Origin of the sequence: Neobacillus sp. GCM10023253 (genome assembly GCF_042653105.1) — a bacterium.
Taxonomy (GTDB): domain Bacteria; phylum Bacillota; class Bacilli; order Bacillales; family Cytobacillaceae; genus Neobacillus; species Neobacillus citreus.
In genome coordinates this window covers 878,770-897,549 of record NZ_JBHSHV010000003.1, presented here as the reverse complement: position 1 = coordinate 897,549, position 18,780 = coordinate 878,770, and the positions used below count along the sequence as shown (strand labels likewise).

The 18,780-nt window shown below is 41.9% G+C and carries 18 protein-coding genes; 1 reads left to right on the top strand and 17 read right to left on the bottom strand.

Annotated features, from left to right (window positions below; all coding sequences use genetic code 11):
• Positions 1–27: 27 nt before the first annotated feature.
• The 17 genes from ACFPA1_RS04710 to ACFPA1_RS04630 form a co-directional block, all read right to left on the bottom strand.
• Complete coding sequence (locus tag ACFPA1_RS04710; protein WP_378581548.1) at positions 28–816, bottom strand: crotonase/enoyl-CoA hydratase family protein; 789 nt, start codon at positions 814–816, stop codon at positions 28–30.
• Positions 816–1,676: a crotonase/enoyl-CoA hydratase family protein gene (locus tag ACFPA1_RS04705; RefSeq protein ID WP_378581546.1), complete on the bottom strand. Its 861-nt coding sequence runs from the start codon at positions 1,674–1,676 to the stop codon at positions 816–818. The genes ACFPA1_RS04710 and ACFPA1_RS04705 overlap by 1 nt, the downstream gene beginning before the upstream one ends.
• Before the next feature lie 55 nt (positions 1,677–1,731).
• Entirely contained in the window at positions 1,732–2,943 is a 1,212-nt protein-coding gene (locus tag ACFPA1_RS04700) for an acyl-CoA dehydrogenase family protein (RefSeq protein ID WP_378581544.1), read from the bottom strand.
• Positions 2,944–2,981: 38 nt separating this feature from the next.
• A complete protein-coding gene (locus tag ACFPA1_RS04695) occupies positions 2,982–3,437 on the bottom strand; it encodes a hypothetical protein (RefSeq protein WP_378581542.1) in 456 nt (151 codons plus the stop codon).
• 7 nt (positions 3,438–3,444) lie between these two features.
• Positions 3,445–4,479 carry a phosphotransferase family protein gene (locus tag ACFPA1_RS04690; RefSeq protein ID WP_378581540.1) on the bottom strand — a complete coding sequence of 345 codons (1,035 nt, stop codon included), beginning with the start codon at positions 4,477–4,479 and terminating at the stop codon, positions 3,445–3,447.
• Between the two features lie 41 nt (positions 4,480–4,520).
• Entirely contained in the window at positions 4,521–5,585 is a 1,065-nt protein-coding gene (locus ACFPA1_RS04685; protein WP_378581538.1) for a phosphotransferase family protein, read from the bottom strand.
• A gap of 13 nt (positions 5,586–5,598) precedes the next feature.
• On the bottom strand, positions 5,599–7,158 hold the full coding sequence (locus ACFPA1_RS04680) for an acyl-CoA synthetase (protein WP_378581536.1): 1,560 nt from the start codon (positions 7,156–7,158) through the stop codon (positions 5,599–5,601).
• 393 nt (positions 7,159–7,551) lie between these two features.
• The gene (fadH, locus tag ACFPA1_RS04675) at positions 7,552–8,325 is read right to left on the bottom strand and encodes a 2,4-dienoyl-CoA reductase (RefSeq protein WP_213140375.1); all 774 of its coding nucleotides are present in this window, start codon (positions 8,323–8,325) and stop codon (positions 7,552–7,554) included.
• Between the two features lie 89 nt (positions 8,326–8,414).
• Positions 8,415–8,795: a MaoC/PaaZ C-terminal domain-containing protein gene (locus ACFPA1_RS04670; RefSeq protein WP_378581534.1), complete on the bottom strand. Its 381-nt coding sequence runs from the start codon at positions 8,793–8,795 to the stop codon at positions 8,415–8,417.
• A 12-nt stretch (positions 8,796–8,807) separates the two neighbouring features.
• Positions 8,808–9,215 carry an FAS1-like dehydratase domain-containing protein gene (locus ACFPA1_RS04665; protein ID WP_378581532.1) on the bottom strand — a complete coding sequence of 136 codons (408 nt, stop codon included), beginning with the start codon at positions 9,213–9,215 and terminating at the stop codon, positions 8,808–8,810.
• Positions 9,216–9,225: 10 nt separating this feature from the next.
• The gene (locus ACFPA1_RS04660) at positions 9,226–10,410 is read right to left on the bottom strand and encodes an acetyl-CoA acetyltransferase (protein WP_213140378.1); all 1,185 of its coding nucleotides are present in this window, start codon (positions 10,408–10,410) and stop codon (positions 9,226–9,228) included.
• 1 nt (position 10,411) lies between these two features.
• Positions 10,412–11,824 (bottom strand): OB-fold domain-containing protein, encoded by a 1,413-nt coding sequence (locus ACFPA1_RS04655; protein WP_378581530.1) that lies wholly within the window; start codon positions 11,822–11,824, stop codon positions 10,412–10,414.
• Positions 11,825–11,925: 101 nt separating this feature from the next.
• Positions 11,926–13,476 carry a long-chain-fatty-acid--CoA ligase gene (locus ACFPA1_RS04650; protein WP_241113627.1) on the bottom strand — a complete coding sequence of 517 codons (1,551 nt, stop codon included), beginning with the start codon at positions 13,474–13,476 and terminating at the stop codon, positions 11,926–11,928.
• A 22-nt stretch (positions 13,477–13,498) separates the two neighbouring features.
• Positions 13,499–14,272 carry an enoyl-CoA hydratase/isomerase family protein gene (locus ACFPA1_RS04645; protein WP_213140379.1) on the bottom strand — a complete coding sequence of 258 codons (774 nt, stop codon included), beginning with the start codon at positions 14,270–14,272 and terminating at the stop codon, positions 13,499–13,501.
• Between the two features lie 308 nt (positions 14,273–14,580).
• Positions 14,581–15,753: an acyl-CoA dehydrogenase family protein gene (locus tag ACFPA1_RS04640; RefSeq protein WP_213140380.1), complete on the bottom strand. Its 1,173-nt coding sequence runs from the start codon at positions 15,751–15,753 to the stop codon at positions 14,581–14,583.
• Positions 15,754–15,797: 44 nt separating this feature from the next.
• On the bottom strand, positions 15,798–16,991 hold the full coding sequence (locus tag ACFPA1_RS04635) for an acyl-CoA dehydrogenase family protein (RefSeq protein WP_213140381.1): 1,194 nt from the start codon (positions 16,989–16,991) through the stop codon (positions 15,798–15,800).
• Positions 16,992–17,057: 66 nt separating this feature from the next.
• Positions 17,058–17,843, bottom strand: coding sequence for an enoyl-CoA hydratase (locus ACFPA1_RS04630; protein ID WP_213140382.1), 786 nt, complete (start codon positions 17,841–17,843; stop codon positions 17,058–17,060).
• A gap of 297 nt (positions 17,844–18,140) precedes the next feature.
• Here ACFPA1_RS04630 and ACFPA1_RS04625 point away from each other — a divergent pair, with 297 nt between their 5' ends.
• Positions 18,141–18,737: a TetR/AcrR family transcriptional regulator gene (locus ACFPA1_RS04625; protein WP_213140383.1), complete on the top strand. Its 597-nt coding sequence runs from the start codon at positions 18,141–18,143 to the stop codon at positions 18,735–18,737.
• Positions 18,738–18,780 lie beyond the last annotated feature (43 nt).

Sequence of the window (18,780 nt, the reverse complement as noted above, 5' to 3'; positions counted from 1 at the left end):
AAAACCTCCCTATTTTTTATAATCAATTTATTGTCCCGACCAATTTGGCTTCCGTTTTTCGGCAAAGGCCCGTGGACCTTCTTTCGCATCATTACTTGCAAAAACTTGACTTGTATATTCATTATTGATAGACCAGCCTTCCGGAGGAAATGTCATGGAAGTGTCTAATCCACGGTAGACAATTTCTTTACTCGCTTTCACAGCCAGCGGAGCATTGCAAATAATTTCCTCTGCCAGCTTAATCGCGGCATTGAGGACTTGATCATGCGGGACGACTTCGTTCACTAGCCCCCACTGTTTTGCTTCTTCCGCAGAAATAGGATTTCCTGTAAGAATGACGCGCATTGCCACCTTCAGAGGAATTTGTCTTGGCAGGCGCAATAATCCTCCTCCTCCGGCAATAAGACCCCTTTTTACTTCCGGAAGCCCGAATGATGCCTTTTCAGAGGCGACAATTAAATCGCAGGCTAAAGCAATCTCCGTACCGCCGCCCAGGGCAAATCCGTTCACCGCAGCAATAACAGGCTTTGAGATATGATGTCTCACAATCCCGGCAAATCCCCATTCCTTCATTTCGTCTGTTGTCGAAAATCCCCCAGCTCCTATTTCCTTTAGGTCAGCACCTGCCGAAAAGGCGCGGTCGCCGGCCCCGGTTAAAATAGCCACCCAAAGATCAGGGTCCTCATTAAACTCCTTTAACGCAGTTCCTGTTTCCAGCCAAAGACGGCTGTTAACAGCATTCATGGCTTCCGGCCGGTTAAAGGTAATCACAGCAATTCGGCCAATTTTTTCTACTATAATAGCTTGATAGTCCATTATGATTCTCCTTCATTATTCGTTTTCCACCACGGATAAAAGCTCGGAAGATCAGTGCTTACCTTCATTGGGAAGTTTGGTTTTCTTTTTTCAAAAAATGCCGTGATTCCTTCTTTTACATCGGCCTGCTGCCCGGTCCAATGAATCATTTTGGATTCAACTTTGTGTGATTCGTAGGGATGGCTTGCACCAAGCATTTTCCACATTAATTGCCGTGACAAGGTGACAGAAATGGCAGATGTATTTTCGGCAATTTCTTTCGCAATCGCTTCAGCTGCAGGCAAAAGCTCTTCAGGTGAAACCACCTGAGTTACTAAACCAATTTTTAATGCTTCCTCTGCCGGAATAATCTTCCCGGTATAAACCAACTCAGCTGCTTTACTGATACCTACTGCTCTAGGTAAAAACCAGCCGCTGCACGCTTCCATGGTAATGCCTCGTCTGCTAAACACAAATCCCATTCTTGCGTTCGAGGAGGCAATCCGGATATCCATAGGCAGAGTCATCGTCGCCCCCACCCCGACAGCAGGACCATTGATGGCAGCTATGATAGGCTTTTTCAATTCATAGATTCGTAAACTTAACATTCCACCGCCGTCCCGGTATTCCTCGATGGAAGCCTCCTTATTTTCAAATGTGCTAGTGCCGCTTCCTAAATCCGCACCTGCACAAAATGCCTTTCCGTCTCCGGTGATAATGATGGCTCTTACATCATCATTGGCATCCGCTTCATCAAACACTTGAATAAGTTCGATTAGCATTTGATGATTAAAAGCATTTAAATTCTCCCTGCTAAGGGTAATCGTCATGATTTTGTCTTTGACTGCTGTTTTTAACGTTTCATACTTAATTGTTTGCATTCTAATCACCTCAATAATTTTTATATTAAAATACTCATTTCACGTCGATGTCTTTTTAAAAATTTGCAGGGTCCCAGCTTTCCTCCTGTTGGTATTTTCGTAAGATACGGCGCGCGATGGTAGCAGTATGCGCCTCATCAGGTCCATCATAGATTCTGGCGTATCTAGCTTCCCGGTACATTTTCTCTAATGGTGTATCGGCGGTGACCCCTAATGCACCGTGTACTTGAATCGCTCGGTCAATCACATCATGAAGAACCTTTGCTCCATATACTTTTATCATCGCGATATCAATCCGAGCATCTTCTCCCCTATCAATTTTTCTTGCAGCTTCAAGTGTCATCAGACGTGCCGATTGAATTTCAGTTGCGGAATCAGCAATAAATTTTTGAATCATCTGCTTTTCTGATAAAAGAGAGCCATGAGCATATCGATTTAAGGCCCGATTACACATCAAATCAAAAGCTCTTTGGGATTGACCCAGCCACCTCATGCAATGGTAGATTCTGCCGGGACCCAGTCTTTTTTGGGCAATGACAAAACCTTCTCCCCTTGCACCTAATAAATTTTCCTTTGGAACCCTGACATTTGTTAAACGGATTTCGCAGTGGCCGCCTGAGGTATGTCCCATCGTCGGCACGACTCTAACAATCTCATAACCAGGTGTATTAGTCGGAACAATGATCATCGATGCTCTTTTGTGTCGGTTTGGTTCTTCAGGTTCGGTCACACAAAAAACGGTGGTAAATGCAGCACGGTTAGCTCCGGTAGTGAACCATTTATGGGCATTAATGACCCATTCGTCTCCGTCCAAGTATGCTGTGGATTGTATTAATGTTGGGTCGGATCCGGCCACATTAGGCTCGGTTAATCCTACAGATGGATTGATTTCCCCATTCACCATTGGATATAACCATGTTTTCTTCTGCTCTTCTGTTCCAAACAGATTTAACATCGTCCCGTCCTGGGCAGTATGGGTACCTAAAGCGACCATGGCAGCTTCGGAACGGCCAATTACTTCATTTATATAGACGTAGTCCATAAATTTCATACCGCCGCCGCCAATCTCTTTGGGAAGGCCTAAAGCCCATATCCCCGCTTCCTTTGCATGGGCTTGTAATTCCTTAAGGACCCGCCTTCCTTCTTGCTCGCCTTTTTCAATGACGGTTTCTACCGGAATGACTTTTTCATCGATAAACCTTCTAACCTTATTACGAATCTCCATCACATGGGGACTAATACCGAATTTTTGTTCAATCTCATTCAAAATACTTTCCCTCCTATCGGTCATGTTATTTATTTTGTTTAACGAACCAGCGCCATTTCAATGGTTAACTGCTCCCTTATCCTTTTTCTTAATGGAAAAATGTACTTGGATTCTATCGCTCTGTTGGCTGCATTTTCCTTATATAAAAAGCGAAGAAGGCGGCATTGAATTTCATTCAATTGTTTCCAATTTTCAGTTACATCCTCGATAAACACTGTTTCTTCCAAGGCGGAATCCAGCTCTTCCACCCAGTTAAAGGCGGAAGATGAATCTGACCGTATCGCTTGTAAAAATTCTTCAACAGTTTGATTGATTAGCGTAATTAACTGTTCTTTCGGTTTCGTATTTTCAATAGTATTGGTATCCACATTTTTTAAAACAGAAAGCAAGGCAATGGCTTGTTCCTTTGCCATGCCGCTGGTGAGATTAGGAATGATTACATCTTTTATCACATCGTTGGCGGTTTTTAACGTAAACGATTTATCGAACATCATTTCCCCCCTAGTAGCCTAATAATTCGGCAACCATATTCCTCATCAATGGCCAGCGATAGCCTTGCCGGGCCATCCGAAGATCCTTTGTTTCTCCTTTTGCAAACGACTTCCCAGCCGATTGGGAGATAAGAACAAACCTGACTTGATGGTATACCTCATAATAATGGAGAACCTTTTCATCCACCCTTAATCCGGTTAGCTCACTATACGTATCCAAAAACAGCTGTCTATCTACTAAGTAACACATCAGCGGAGAATCCATCCGGTTCGATTTGGCACAAACATAGGCAACGTCTGCCATGGGATCTCCGATTTCGGCTGCTTCCCAATCCAGTATCCCCGTGATTTCATTGTGGCTATATAGCAAATTACCAGTTCGGTAATCATTATGTATGAGGGAATACCTTTGGGCAGCCGGTTTATGCGCCTTTAACCATTCCAATGAATCAACCATTACCGGGTCAGGGCTGATTTGGTAGCGGTAATACATTTCCTCTAAACCTATTAATTTATCATCAATAAATCCGTACTCTCCTTTGGGCTCGTCAAAGTCCTCCGTAAAGCCGGCTCCTCTATAATCAAGAAGGTGCAATTTCGCCAAATACTGGACAAAATGAAAAGGAATTTCCCCTTCTTCATTGGCTCTTTTAAAAAATAATTGCCCCTCCTTTGACCAAGGTACGTAACTGTTTCCGGGTAGCTTATCCATTACAAAAAACGGTCCGCCGAGAATCGATTCATCTGTTTCATACCAGTAAACTCCCGGGATAGGCAGGTCGCAATTTTTACTTAAACGATCCAAATACTTGAACTGTAGAAAAAAATTTCTGTTCTCTCTCATTAACCCGCCTTTATTCTGTTTGCGAACCGCAAAGCCTTTTTTCTGTACGCCGCTCGCGGTTTCCCAGTGGACATCGAAAATAAAGGCTTCATCAGACCATCCTGCGGAAGGCTGGGAATACTCCCGAATTTCTACATTTTTTGCCCCTTTAATTTTCGATTCAAAATAAGCTTTCAATGAGAGTTTTATTTTTTCTGCCAACAGCACCCCACCTTTCACTATTTACCGCAAAATTTCTACATTCATTTCTTAAGAGTATTTTCCAATGCCCAATCCGTTAAATTCTTGACGAAGATATCAAGCTGGGCAAATCTTTCATCCTGGGTTTGACCTCTCTTCCACCGGTAATACATTTGTTGGGCAATGACGACGTGCTTGAAGTATCCAAAAACCATGTAATAATACATTTTCGATACATCGCGCCCACTTTTCTTAGAGTAGGCTTCAATAAATTCATTTCTTGTCATGAAACCCGGCCTAAGAGTAATTGGGTTTGACAGTTGCTGGTTTTTGAAAAATTCAGGATCATCATGGTCGAACCATAAAACTAGTGCGGATGCAAGGTCATTAAGTGGATCGCCGACTGTACTCATCTCCCAATCGAGAATGCCTGCCAATTGACCTAATTGATTCTTAGAAAACAAGACATTTTTTAAGTGAAAATCATAGTGTATGAACGTTGCCGGCTGAGAAACGGGCCTGTTTTCGATAATCCATTTTATTAGCCGTTCCATTCCGGGAATTTCTTCCGTTTTTACGTTTTGATAACGGCCAATCCAGCCATGTACCTGTCGTTCTAAAAATCCTTGCGGACGTGTTAAGTTAACGAGATTAGTGTTCTTATAGTCTATTTCATGAATGGCAGCCAAGGTATTTACCATAGAATGAGAAACCTCATTAAAAAGGGCTGGATTTCCATCTTCATGATTTGGAAGTGCCTGATCCAGCAATACACCATGAAGACGCTTCATACAATAGAACGGTGCCCCAATAATAGATTCATCATCAATAAAAAAATAAGGCTTGGGTGCAAGGGAAAATATTGGACTAATTGCATCCAACACTTTAAATTCGCGTTTCATATCATGTGCTTTTGTATTAACTGGACCAAGAGGTGCCCTTCTTAGGACACCCTCCCAGTCTCCGATACTGATCAAATACGTTAAATTGGATTTTCCGGCACTAAATTGTTTCACTGTCATTGGGTCACTGCTTAAGTTTGGGAGACTTTTTCTAATTAGCTCTTCAAGCTTGGAAAGATTTAATTCTTCGCCTTCGCGAACAGGGATTGTATCTTGTATATTCATGGGTAATTACTCCTTAGTTCATTTTTACTTCTTTTTCCCTCAATAACCGTTTTAGTATCTTCCCAGATGGATTCCTTGGCAGTTCATTTAGAAACTCCACATATTTCGGCTTTTTATAAGAGGCTAAGTGGATGAGGCAATGTTGAATCACCTCTTGCTCCGTTAAACTTTTACCGTTTTTAAGAACGATGTATGCCTTGACACTTTCACCCCACTTCGGGTCCGGGACACCCACAACAGCAGCTTCGAAGATTGCATCGTGCTTGTGAAGTGCTGCCTCAATTTCTGCGGGATAGATATTTTCCCCACCACTGATGATCATGTCTTTACTGCGGTCGACCACATATATAAATCCTTCATCATCCTGGCGGACTAGATCTCCGCTGTGGAACCAGCCGCCGCGGAAAGCCTCTACTGTTGCTGCCGGATTTTTATAGTACCCCTTCATCACAGTCGGCCCGCGATAAATAATTTCACCAATTTCCCCGACTGGAACATCATTCATGTTTTCGTCGACAATCCGCACTTCCACATTCATAACAGGTTTTCCCACTGAATTCGTTTTCCTAAGTGAATCCTGCGGCAACAAGCAGGTGGTTGTGGGGCTCATTTCGGTCTGGCCAAACGCATCAAAGATTCCGGCATTCGGAAAATGCTTCATCATTTTATGCTTTACTTCCAACGGGCAAATGGCTGCCCCCGTTGAGCACCTTTGCACTGACGTTAAATCGTAATCCTCAATATTGGGAACATGCAGGACTAAATTCCACATAGCAGGCACCATAAAAAGACCGTTTATTTTCTCGTGGTGAATGGTGTGCAGGACTCCCACTGGATTAAACTCTCGATGAATCACTGTCAATCCGCCAACTGTACAGCTAATTAGAACATTTCCAACACCAGCGATATGAAATAAAGGTGTAATGACAAGTTGTTTAGAGCCTCTTTCAATTTTGGAATCCACAACGCTGTTCAGCGCACTTAACAACAAGTTCTTGTGAGTCAGCACGGCTCCTTTTGGCTTGCCGGTAGTTCCTGATGTATAACAAATCATGCAGGCATCGTTTTCCTCGACTTGCCCATCAATACTTTGGTATGGTATTTCCGAGTGATAAATAGTTTCGTATGGAATCAACTCCATCGAATTCACTTTCCCGACTACAACAATCTTTTCTACGTTTGGAAGTTCTTGTCTGATCGACAGAATCATATCCTGGTATTCTTCTTCGATAAATAAAACCTTAGTATCAGAATGATTAATAATATAAACAAACTCCTCGGGCGCGAGCCTAAAATTAATCGGAACACTGACACACCCGGCAGACGCCGTCGCAAACATGACTTCAACAAAAGCAAGATTATTTTTAAATATGATCCCTACCTTATCACCGATTTCTAGACCTTGCTGCTGGAGCCAGCCAGCCAAATGCAAAGTCTTCTTTTCCAGTTCAAGATAGGTAAGTCTTTCATCACCGTAAATGAATGCCTCTTGATTAGGTGTTTTATGGGCGGCCCTTCTGATTAATTCCCCTACTAATAACTGCCGTGACATTTGTAAACTTGTTGTTGTCAATGTCCTTCACTCCTCTATAGTAAAAATTAATAACACCTGTTCTGAAAGCCCTTTCATTTGATGTTCCAATTTTAATGGGAGTCTATCTCTGAAGCTGTTAATAATTATTACTTGATTTGATATACATGAGGTGTGGTACAGAAAAACTAGTACTTAATATATGTAGGCAAATTTAAAGCTAGGAGAGATTGTAGAATGAACAGTAGGTTTCATTTTCTTGAAGGGTATCCCGCTGCAAGTATATGCAGCGGGAATAGGCATAGATGACATTATTTTATTGACCAATAAACGCTACTAAGTTATCGAAAAATTAAAATAATTCAACAATATTATATATCCTTTTTTTACCTTTGTCTACTCGAAAGTCAAAAATTGAATTATTATTGAATACTACTAAACTTCTTTTAAGCCAGAGTTGTTTAACCATCTCGCACCATCCACTGTAATGCATTCCCCGTTAATGTACTCTGCCTCAGGTGATAACAAAAAGTATGCTAGATTCGCAACTTCTTCCGCCTTGCCAAACCGTTTGAGTGGTACCTGATTGATGGCTTTTTGATAGCCATCTCCTGAGTCAATTAATCTGGCAACACCCTCAGTGTTTTCGATTGGTCCGGGTGCGATACAGTTTGCTCGAATCCCATATTTGCTCCCCCATTCTACCGCCAGGGTCCTTGTCATCGCTAATATTCCTGCTTTTGCACTTGCAGCATGAACATTTCCTGGAGCAGCCCCCCAGGCAAAAGTAGCTACTATATTGAGAATGCTTCCTTTTTGGTTGTTCGTAATCCATTCTTTTCCGACTGCTTGTGTGCAATACCAAGTCCCATTTAAGTCGATATTTATGACGGCATTCCATCCATTTAGTGAGAGGTCTTCAGCAGCACAGATAAAATTACCTGCAGCATTATTAATTAGTGCATCAATACTGCCAAATCTTTCCTTTACAGCTTCCACCATTGCTTGGACGTTTTCTGGAATTCTTACATCCATTTGAAAATCTAAGACTTGACCTTCAAAGGTTTCTATTTCCTGTTTAGCGTTTTTTAAACGTTCTGCATTCCGTCCAGTGATGACGACATTGGCCCCTTTGCTGGCGAACTTCTGTGCCATTGCTTTTCCAATGCCGCTGCCGCCGCCTGTAATAATAACCGTTTGCCCATTCATTCCTATCTCCCCCAATCATTTCAAAAAAAAAAATTGATAAAAACAACAAAACCGACAACAAATATCGGTTCTGTCACATCAATCCAAGTTTATTTTCGAATTTCAAAAAATGATTGAACTTTTACCTCCCCAGTTTCATTAACAGCTGCCGCTTCGCAAAGCCAGCGATCATCTTGTTCTCCGATTACCCTGCCTTTAACGGTAATTCTTTCGCCAGGTCTAGTCATAGCTTTAAATCGCGATGAAAATTTGAGCAGATCCTTTACAGAAAACCAACTCCCGATTGCCTGACCAACAAAACCCTTAATCAGCATCCCGTGAGCGATAACACCTCCGAGTCCCGCCTCTTCGGCAAAAGGGACGACCGTGTGAATCGGATTAAAATCGCCCGATGCCCCTGCATATCTGACTAATTGCGAATGGGTCACTTCTTCTTTTTGCACAGGTTCAAATTGATAGCCAACTTGCATCCTCTTCCCCTCCTAATGTCTTTCAATAACCGTTTGCTGACAAAGTAAAACAAGTTCTCCATGCTGATTAAAAAATTCTTTTTTGATAATGACAAAATTCATTTTTGCTTTTGAATAGGCATTCTCGACGACCGAATGCACGGTTATCTCGTCTTCAGGTTTAATTTCTTTTAAATATTCATACGTTTGTTCACCGTGCAGGACCTTTTTTACATTTAAACCCAGTAAATTTGCAGATGACCCTTTTCCTCCCCAAAATTCAATAACGGTTGGAAAAGTCGGGGATAAACTTTCTCCATTTAAATACTCATCCTTCAAGTCGCCAATTGCCAAAGCCAGTTCTCTTATTTTTCCTTTTTCCACCCTGAAGGTATAGGACTCCAGTTTCATACCGATTTTTTCCTCTAATTGGGTCGCCATAATATCCCTCCTACGATAATTCCTTGCCAACAATCGAAATAAATGAAACACACTGCATAGGGGTTCCGCCTAAATTGTGGGTAAGACCGATTTTTGGATTCTCAAGCTGCCGCTTACCTGCACGTCCCTGGAATTGCAAATACATTTCATAAAGCATGCGCAATCCGCTCGCACCAATTGGATGCCCGAAGGATTTTAAGCCTCCATCGGGATTTACAGGCAATTCACCGCCCAATTCAAAAACACCATTCAAGACATCCTTCCAGCCTTGGCCGCGTTCACTAAACCCTAAATCTTCATAGATTACTAATTCCGTAGGGGTGAAACAGTCGTGTACTTCAGCCATACTGATTTCCTGACGAGGATTTTTAATTCCTGCCTCCCTGTATGCAGCCTGGGCCGCCGCTACATTTTCCTTAATGGACGTAAAATCAAAATCTTGACGCAAACGTCCATCTCCTGGGCCAGCAGCGATGGTCAACGCTTTTACATACATTGGGTCTTTTCGATATTTATGGGCGTCCTCCGTCCGCACGATAATGGCGGCTGCCGCACCGTCGGCGACTCCAGAACAATCAAATACACCAAGAGGGGCAGCCACAAGCGGCGACTTCGAAATTTTTTCCATAGAAACTTCACTACGATACTGAGCCTTTGGATTTAATGACCCATTGTAGTGATTTTTCCAGGCGATTCGTGATAAAACCTCTCTCCCTTGCTCAGGGGTTAGACCATACTTTTTAAAATAGGCTGGAGCCAGGAAAGAAAATGATGCAGGGGCAGAGATGTTCGGTGCGGTTCCATCACTTGGCGGGTTTGGCCTGGTAAGGCCGCTGTACCCGGAGTCCTTTAATTTTTCGACACCAATGGCAAGAACAATATCATAGGCACCGGACGCAACTGCATAACAGGCATTACGAAAGGCTTCTGAGCCTGTAGCACACATATTCTCAACCCTAGTAACCGGAATATACTGGGTTTTTAACGGGCCAGATAATGTAATTCCTGCATAACCGGAAATCATCGTCCCAAGCCATGCTGCTTCGACATCTGTTGGTTCAATCCCGGCATCGGAAAAAGCTTCATAGGCTGCCTCCACTAGTAAATCCTCGACACTTTTATCCCAATGCTCGGCAAAGCGTGTACAGCCCATTCCAATCACAGCAACTTTATCGCTAATTCCCTTTCTGCTCATTTTAAACACCTTCCTTTTTCCTGATTGGCCGCGCTTTCCAGAAATAGTTACTGATGCCGCCTGCTTCAAAGAGACGCCGGAAGGTCATTTCGACTTCCATGCCAATTTCAATTTCTTTGGGGTGGCAATCCGTTACTTCGCAAATAATCCGCCCGCCTTGGTCAAAATCAATGACTGCGACAATCATCGGCGGCGCCGGCGATGCCGCCAAATAATCCAGTGTAAAAGTTGTTACTTTTGCTGATTGTCCAACAAAACGATAATCCTCCATCTCATCCTTCGCCTGGCATTGTACGCACACTCGTTGTTTTGGAAATTGTGCAGTACCACAGTTTCTGCACTTGGAACCAATAAAGCCTAGGTTTTGCTGATAGCCCCGGTGTAAAGCAGGTGCTGATGGGCGGTCGGTTGGTGGTCTGCGCGGCGGCTCCGTTTTAATAATCTCTCTCCACTTGAGATAATCACTATATAAAACCTCATCATTTTTAATGCTTACATATTCTTGAACCCCTTTACGTTTACCAAGTCGAGAAATCGCTTCCGTCACCTCCAATAAAAGCAAATCAAGTCCTTCCGCGAAGGAAACGACAAGAAGCTGATCACCTGGGTTTGCTTCTTCCAATGCCGAAACAAGCATCATAGGCGCATGGGCGTTTCCGGTTAGACCAACGTTATCAAATAATGGATTTTGTACTTGTTGATTTGAAAAACCGAGGGCTTGCGCTGCTTGTAAATGTGCCCGAGTTGTTGGTCCAGAAATAATCACTTTAGAAATTGTTTCAATGGAGCGGTCATTTTTTTCCAAAAATGGGCTGACTGACTCCTTAACTTGCTTCATAAAGGCTGATGAACTTAAACGTTCTTCCCAGCTTTGCGTAAATAAATCAGATTGACTCCGCCAATGACTAATGACTTCACCTTGAACGCTTGTATAATCGATCATGTTGGCAATGACATCCGGGCCGCTGCCGATTAAGAGAGCAGCAGAGCCATCACCAAACCACTGTTCATTCTGGCCGGTTGGGGCGCCGGTACGGCAATCAGCAGCGATGACAAGCGTATTTTCACCCGGTTTAGCAGCCATGATGGCTGCCGTCCCACTTCTTAATGAGGCAGCCGTTTCCATTCCCCTGACACTCTCCCTTAAATTTAATGCTGTGGCAAGGGTAGGAATAGAGCCTTTTTCCCTGTATGGAGAACTTGTGGTTGCAAAATAAATAGCGTCAATTTGATCAGGATTCATTTCTCGCAGGCAATCCATGGCTGCCTCCACACCCATGGAGACACTGTCTTCATCATAACCGGCAATTGCTTTTTCACCACCCATGGCGTGCTTCCCAAAAAACTCACCTATTCTCTTCCGCTTTAGGCGATTATATGGAATATATGCTCCGTATGAAATGATTCCATTCATTGTTCTTTTCCACTCCCTTTTCTCTCTCAAAATATTTAAACGGAAACGGCTGGGATATTTTTCGATTGCATTAAAGGTCATATAACTTTGATTGTTTCCTATTAAATTTGCAATTTAGTTTTATACTCTTCGACTAGTTGGCGGCGCAATATCTTTCCGACGATCGTCTTTGGCAGGGCGTCCCGGAATTCGACCGCTCTTGGGATTTTATATCTGGCGATTCTGCCTTCGCACCAGCTAAGGAATTCATTTTCAGTTAAACTTTCACCTTTTTTCAAGACGATGACAGCCAATAATTTTTCACCCAAATAGGCATCGGGTACACCAAAGGCACAGGCTTCCGCTACCTTCGGGTGCTGGTAAAGAACCTCTTCTACTTCTGCAGGATAGATATTTAATCCCCCGGCAATAACCATATCCTTTTTTCTGCCCGATATATAATAGAATCCATCTTCATCCCGATAGGCAATATCCCCCGTGTAAAGCCAGCCATTACGGACAGTTAACATGGTTTCCTCTGGTTTCTTCCAATACCCCTTCATGACTTGCGGACCTTTTATGATTAGCTCTCCGTTTTCGCCAACAGGAACCTCTTCAAAACCAGTTTCCATATCAACAATTTTTGAAACTGTTCCAGGAATCGGAACCCCAACACTGCCAATTTTACGTTTACCTCCTAACGGAGTACGGTGTGTAGACGTAGTTCCTTCCGACAAACCATACCCTTCAAAGATTTGCGCACCCGTTTTCCGTTCTAATTCTTTTATGACTTCGACCGGTAGAGGCGCGGATCCGGAAACACAAATCTTAAAGCATGATAAATCATATTTTTCCAGGTCAGGATGATTCAATAGCGCAATATACATTGTCGGAGAGCCTACCATGAAAGTCGGGCGGTATTGGCGTATTAGTTCTAATACTCTAGTAGCATTAAATTTTTCAAGAATGATATAAGTGGCTGCCGTTCGAATTGCATTATTCATATTCGTCATTGCCATTGCATGGGTAAGAGGGGAAATTCCCAGTAACCGTTCTTCCCCCTCAACCATTACCGGTGCCACGACTTCCCCGGATTGATGAATATTACAGACAATATTAAAATGGGTCAGCATAACGCCTTTGGATTTGCCTGTTGTACCACCCGTATACTGCAATACGGCAATGTCCTCTTTAGGATTAATATTTAAGGGCGGAAGTTCATTGACTTTTTCCTTCAGCAGAACTTGATTACTTCCATTTTCATCCTCTGTAAAAATGACATGAACATTTTCAAACTTTTTAACCCTTTCCAGTTTTTCTGACTGATTCCTTCCGCATATAAACCATTTTGGATCAGCATCTTCAAGCATATATTCTAGTTCTGATGTTTGATATAATGGATTTACTTGGACAACAATGCCGCCTAAACGCATTGCCGCATAATAAGAAACCATATAATGAACGCTATTAGGCAGCATTAAGCCAACCCGGTCCCCTTTTTGGAACCCTTTTTGATATAAAACAGAGGCGAATGCATCCACGGTTTCCTTTAACCGTACGTAATCCAGTTCAATCAGTCCATCTATGACTGCTAATCTATGAGGATATTTCTGAACAGATTGCTCCAGCATTTCATATATTGATAGCTGTGAAATATCATTTAAATTAAGCAAACCTCTGTTCTCCTCCTTAATATTAGTTGAACCTCGGTTTCCGTTTTTCGAAAAAGGCCTGTACGCCTTCCTTGAAATCTTCAGATTCGAAACATAGTCCTTGTGCGAAACCTTCCAATTCAAATGTTTCACTAATACTCGCAAGAACACTTCTATTCACCAATTTCTTTGTTAATCCAGCTGCGAAGCCAGGTCCTTCAGCAAGCCTTGAGGATAGCCGGTAGACTTCATCTTCGAAAGAATCATCCTCCACCACACGGTTGATAATTCCAAGACTCAGCGCCTGTTCTGCTGTCACTCTTTCACCCAAAAGCATCAGTTCCATGGCGCGCTGCCTTCCAATTAACCTAGGCAGAAAGTAAATCGAACCAAGATCAGGAACCAAACCAACATTCGTAAAGCTTTGGACAAAAAATGAGGAGCGTTTTGCAATTATGAGGTCGCAGGCCAATGCAAGGCTGAAGCCTGCTCCTGCTGCAGCGCCATTAACAGCAGCAATAACAGGCTTTTCCAGGTCGATAATAGATTGAATCATTTCATGCCCTGATTGCAATCTCAATCGGCCTTTAACTGCATCTATTTCTTTTAATGAACTTAAGTCACCCCCGGCGGAAAATGCTTTTCCCTCACCAGTCAACACAATGACTTTTATTTCATCGTTTTCTTTTACACTAGAGAAGAACTCTTTTAATTCTTTTCGTAGTGTGAGACCTAGTGCATTTCTCACATCAGGCCGATTGAGCTTAATCGTGCAAATTCCTTTATTAATCGTCACTTGAATGTCGTTAAAATCCATAACATACATCCTTTCAGTTAGTGATATTTCAAGAATTCAAAAAACTAAAAGCAGAACCTTGTTAGAATGGAGTCAAAACATGGAAGAATTTTCGGGCAAAAAAAATATAAGGAAGGTTGGCAGGAATACGCTTACAACGCTGTAGAATAAATGGGTGTATAACTATGTAGCTTAAATTTATTTTATATACAAAAAAATTTTTTGTCAATTAAAAATCTAACTATTCAAATAATTTAAAATTTAACTACAAAAGGCAAGCATCCAATCTGGTAAACTTACCTTTTGCAAAACACCATTTTCTAATTTGGTTATGACATCAAAATTTCGGGAATGACATTTTCTGACCAGCCCAATTCAACAGCGATTTTTTCGCGATGATATTCAGGCGATCCAAGATGATTTTCTAAGGAACGGGCCCGCTTTAGGAATAGGTGGCAATCAAACTCCCATGTAAAGCCCATTCCCCCATGATTTTGAATATTTGCCCCAGCAGCTTTAATATAGGCTTCCGAAATAAAGGAACGGGCCATTGACACGGCTTCCGATAACTCTTCAGCATTGTTTTCCGCTGCCCACGATGCGTAATAGGACAAGGAACGGGAACTTTCAAGAGCCAGTTTCATATCCACAATCCGATGTTTGACAGCTTGGAATCGCCCGATTGGCTGCCCAAATTGTTGGCGGGTCTTCGCATACTCGGTTGACATCTCCACAACACGCTCTATTCCTCCTACCATTGTGGAGGCAAACGCAGCATTTAAATGGTTCAAACCTGTTTCTAAAATGGCCCATCCTTCATTTTCAATACCTAACAGCTGTGAATTAGGTATCTTTACATCATGAAACGTAACATTAACCAGTTTTCTAGTTTCATCAATGCTTTGCAGTTCCTGCATGGTTAGGTTAGCCTGATTACAATCTACTAAAATCAAGGAAATTCCGTATTCACCTTGGGAATTGCCGCCTGTTCGAACAGGAACAATAAGTGTATCAACAATGTCTGCATATGGAACGAGTATTTTCTTACCTTGCAATACATACTCATTCCCTTGTTGTTCAGCCTTTAGCTGGATGGCAGAAGGCGATAGCTCTCCGCTTTCTTCTAAAAGTGCAAGCGAAAACTTACGCTTTCCCGCAGCAATTTCAGGCAAATACCTTTCCTTCTGTTCCGATGAACCGTAAGCTTCCAATAGCGGTACCGCAAAAGCCACAGTTTCAGGATAGGGACCCGGCACAACTGTACGGCCCATTTCTTCTAAAATTGGCACTAGTGATAGAGCTCCAAGACCTAATCCTCCATAGGGTTCTGAGATATTAATCCCCATAAAACCAAGGATGCCTAAACCATTCCATAATTCTTCTAATACCTGTTTTTTTCCATTCATATAATCTCGGGGTATCGCCAAATCCCCCTTCGATTCTAAAAACTGTCGGGTTGTTTCTTGAAACATTAATTGTTCTTCATTCAACGCGAAATCCATATAACCACCTCAATTTTTATTTTTTAGATAATCCTTGTAAGCTTTTAATATTTGATATCCTTTGGCAGACCTAGAATTCGTTCACCAACGATATTTTTTTGTATTTCAGATGTTCCGCCCTCAATGGTATAAGCAAATGACCGAAGGTATTCCTGCTGCCAATTTTGGTCGACGGATGCATCTTCCTTCCATAATGTACCGGATGCACCTTGGAGAGACATCGCATATGCCAGCATTTCCTGTCCTAATTCACTGGAAGCAAGTTTATCCATCGAACCTTCAGGGCCAGGACGTCCTGTACGAATGGTGGTGGTTAAGTGGCGGTAGTAATTAAACAATAGGGCTTTTGTTTTTGTCCGGAAAATGGCAAGATTTTGCCGAACCAGCGGGTCAGCGGCGAGGGGGCGGCCATTCTTTTTCATTGATTTTGCCAATTCGACCAATTCCTCAAATTGTTTTTGCAGCCTGAATGTTTGTCTCGCTACACCAACACGTTCATGACTTAGTAAAATCAAAGAGACTTTCCAGCCTTGATTAACCTCACCAACAATATCCGCATCATAGGCAATGGCATCATTGAAGAACATTTCGTTAAAGTCGCGTCGATCATTGATTGAACGGATTGTCCGTGTTTCCACACCTTCTTGATGCATATCAACTAGAAAAGCTGTAATTCCTTCATGTTTTTTCCCTGTATTTTCAGTTCGGGCCAATAAAAAGCAGCGGTCAGCCAAATGAGCATAACTGGTCCAAATCTTTTGGCCGTTGATAATCCATTTATCGCCTTTTTTAACCGCCCTTGTTTGAATGGCAGCGAGGTCAGAGCCTGCATTTGGCTCCGAGTAGCCTTGACACCAAATTTCTTCCCCATTTAATATTTTCTCGATATAACGCTCCTTCTGGTAATCGGTTCCAATTTGTAATAGAGTTGGGCCGACCATGGCTGTCCCTATAATATTTAATGCAGGCGGTGCTTTCACCCTTGCCATCTCCTGCTCGTAGATGACTTCTTCCATTAATGATGCACCTCTGCCACCGTATTCCTTTGGCCAGGAAATTCCAGCCCATCTACCTTCTGCCAGTTTTCGATACCAATCTCTCAAAAACGCCGCTTTTTGATTATCGTCCTCTGGAATGACTCGTTTTCCCTCCAGCCATCCTTCAGGCAGGTTTTCCTCCAGCCAAGCTCTTAGTTCTTTTTGAAACTCCAATTCCGATTCAGTGTAAGCAAAATCCATTCCATTCAACCTCCATTTCAATTGGTTAATTATCAGGATATAATGATAAAAATCTTTTTATATTATTTATTGATGTTTGAAGGATGGCGACCGTTTTTCAATAAATGCCTGGACTCCTTCGCGAACATCCTCGGTGCCGAATACTTCAGCAAAAAGTTCAGCCTCCAATTCTAATCCTCCATCAAGGGAAGTATCGATTCCGTCATTAACAGCTTTCTTTATTCTGCTTAAGGCCTGCAAGGAATAACTGGCCAGCTTTTTCGCCATGGAGATGGCTGTCTCCATACCTTTCCCGCTTTCAACAACTTGATTGACCAATCCAATTTTAAGTGCTTCCTCCGCTGACAAAGGTTCTCCCAAAAACATTAATTCTTTTGCTTTGGATGGTCCTATTAATCTAGGTAAACGCTGTGTTCCGCCGCCTCCCGGGAAAAGTCCTAATTTGACCTCAGGCAGTCCGATTTTTACATGCTCCTCAGCGATCCGAATATCACAAGTTAATGCCAGTTCACAGCCGCCGCCAAAAGCCAGTCCATTTAGCAGCGCAATCGTGGGTTTCGGGATTCGTTCAATAAAGTTCAATACGGCATGCGATTCCAGATTGTTTTTCTTTAATTGATCTTTTTCCAACCCAAGTGATTGAGGGAATTCCTTGATATCCGCACCTGCCATAAATGCCCTGCTTCCCGCACCTGTTAAAATAGCAGCAATCACTTCGGAATCCTCGGCAATGACGGTGAAAACCTCACCCAACTCTCTTGTTACCTGCTTGCTTAATACATTCATCGGTGGATTATCAATGGTGACGATGGCAACCCCTGCTAACTTTTCAATATGCACTAATTCTGCCATAACAAAAACCTCCCTATCTTTTTTTAATTAAAGCTTTGACAACGTTTCCATTTATTACAATAATAGCAATTTTTAGATTATTTTACAATTTATTTATTTTTTAAATTAAAGTTCAGTTTTTGTAAATGAATCTTGTTTTCTATATATATCTTTCACTTTGAAGTTTTAGTATAATATTAAAATAGGTTGATTTTTTAGAATAATTAATATACTATTTAAACTAATAGTAAAAAAATAAACTACAATTTAAATAAATAACTTCAATAAACATCATAAAATGGGATGGGAGTGAGTCAAATGTCTTCGTTTAGGGAACAAAAAATAGCAAAGAAAAAAAGGGAAATCCTACGCTCTGCTGCAGCCGTTCTTGCTGAAAAAGGCTATCATGGAACTACTATGGAAGAAATAGCAGCACAGCTATTGATGACCAAAGGCTCCATGTATTATTATTTTAAAAATAAAGATGATATTCTATATCACTGCCATCAGATGATCATGGAATTGAGTCTTGAAAAAATCGAAGAAGTTGTACACAGTGATTTAAACCCCATTGAAAAGCTGGAAAGTGCTATTAAAGCCCATATTTTGCTTTCAACTAAAGAAAAATCCATGTTTATGATCATGGATAAGCCATATCAAAAATTTACTGATGATCAGTTGAATGAAGTTCTTGATGCTAGAAGAAATTACGCCCATTACTTTGACAAAATTTTAAATGAGGGCATTGAAAAGCAAGTCTTTGAAATTGATGACACAAAAATGGTTCGGATGATTATTCTAAGTGCCATCAACTATATCCAGCAATGGTATAACCAGGATGGTCCCCAAACGGGCGAAGAAATTGCAGAATCTTATGCTTCTAATCTTCTTAAAATGGTCGTTAAGAAAAGTTAAATAGTGATGAAACCCTCCCTTTGCTCATTAGGGAGGGTTATTT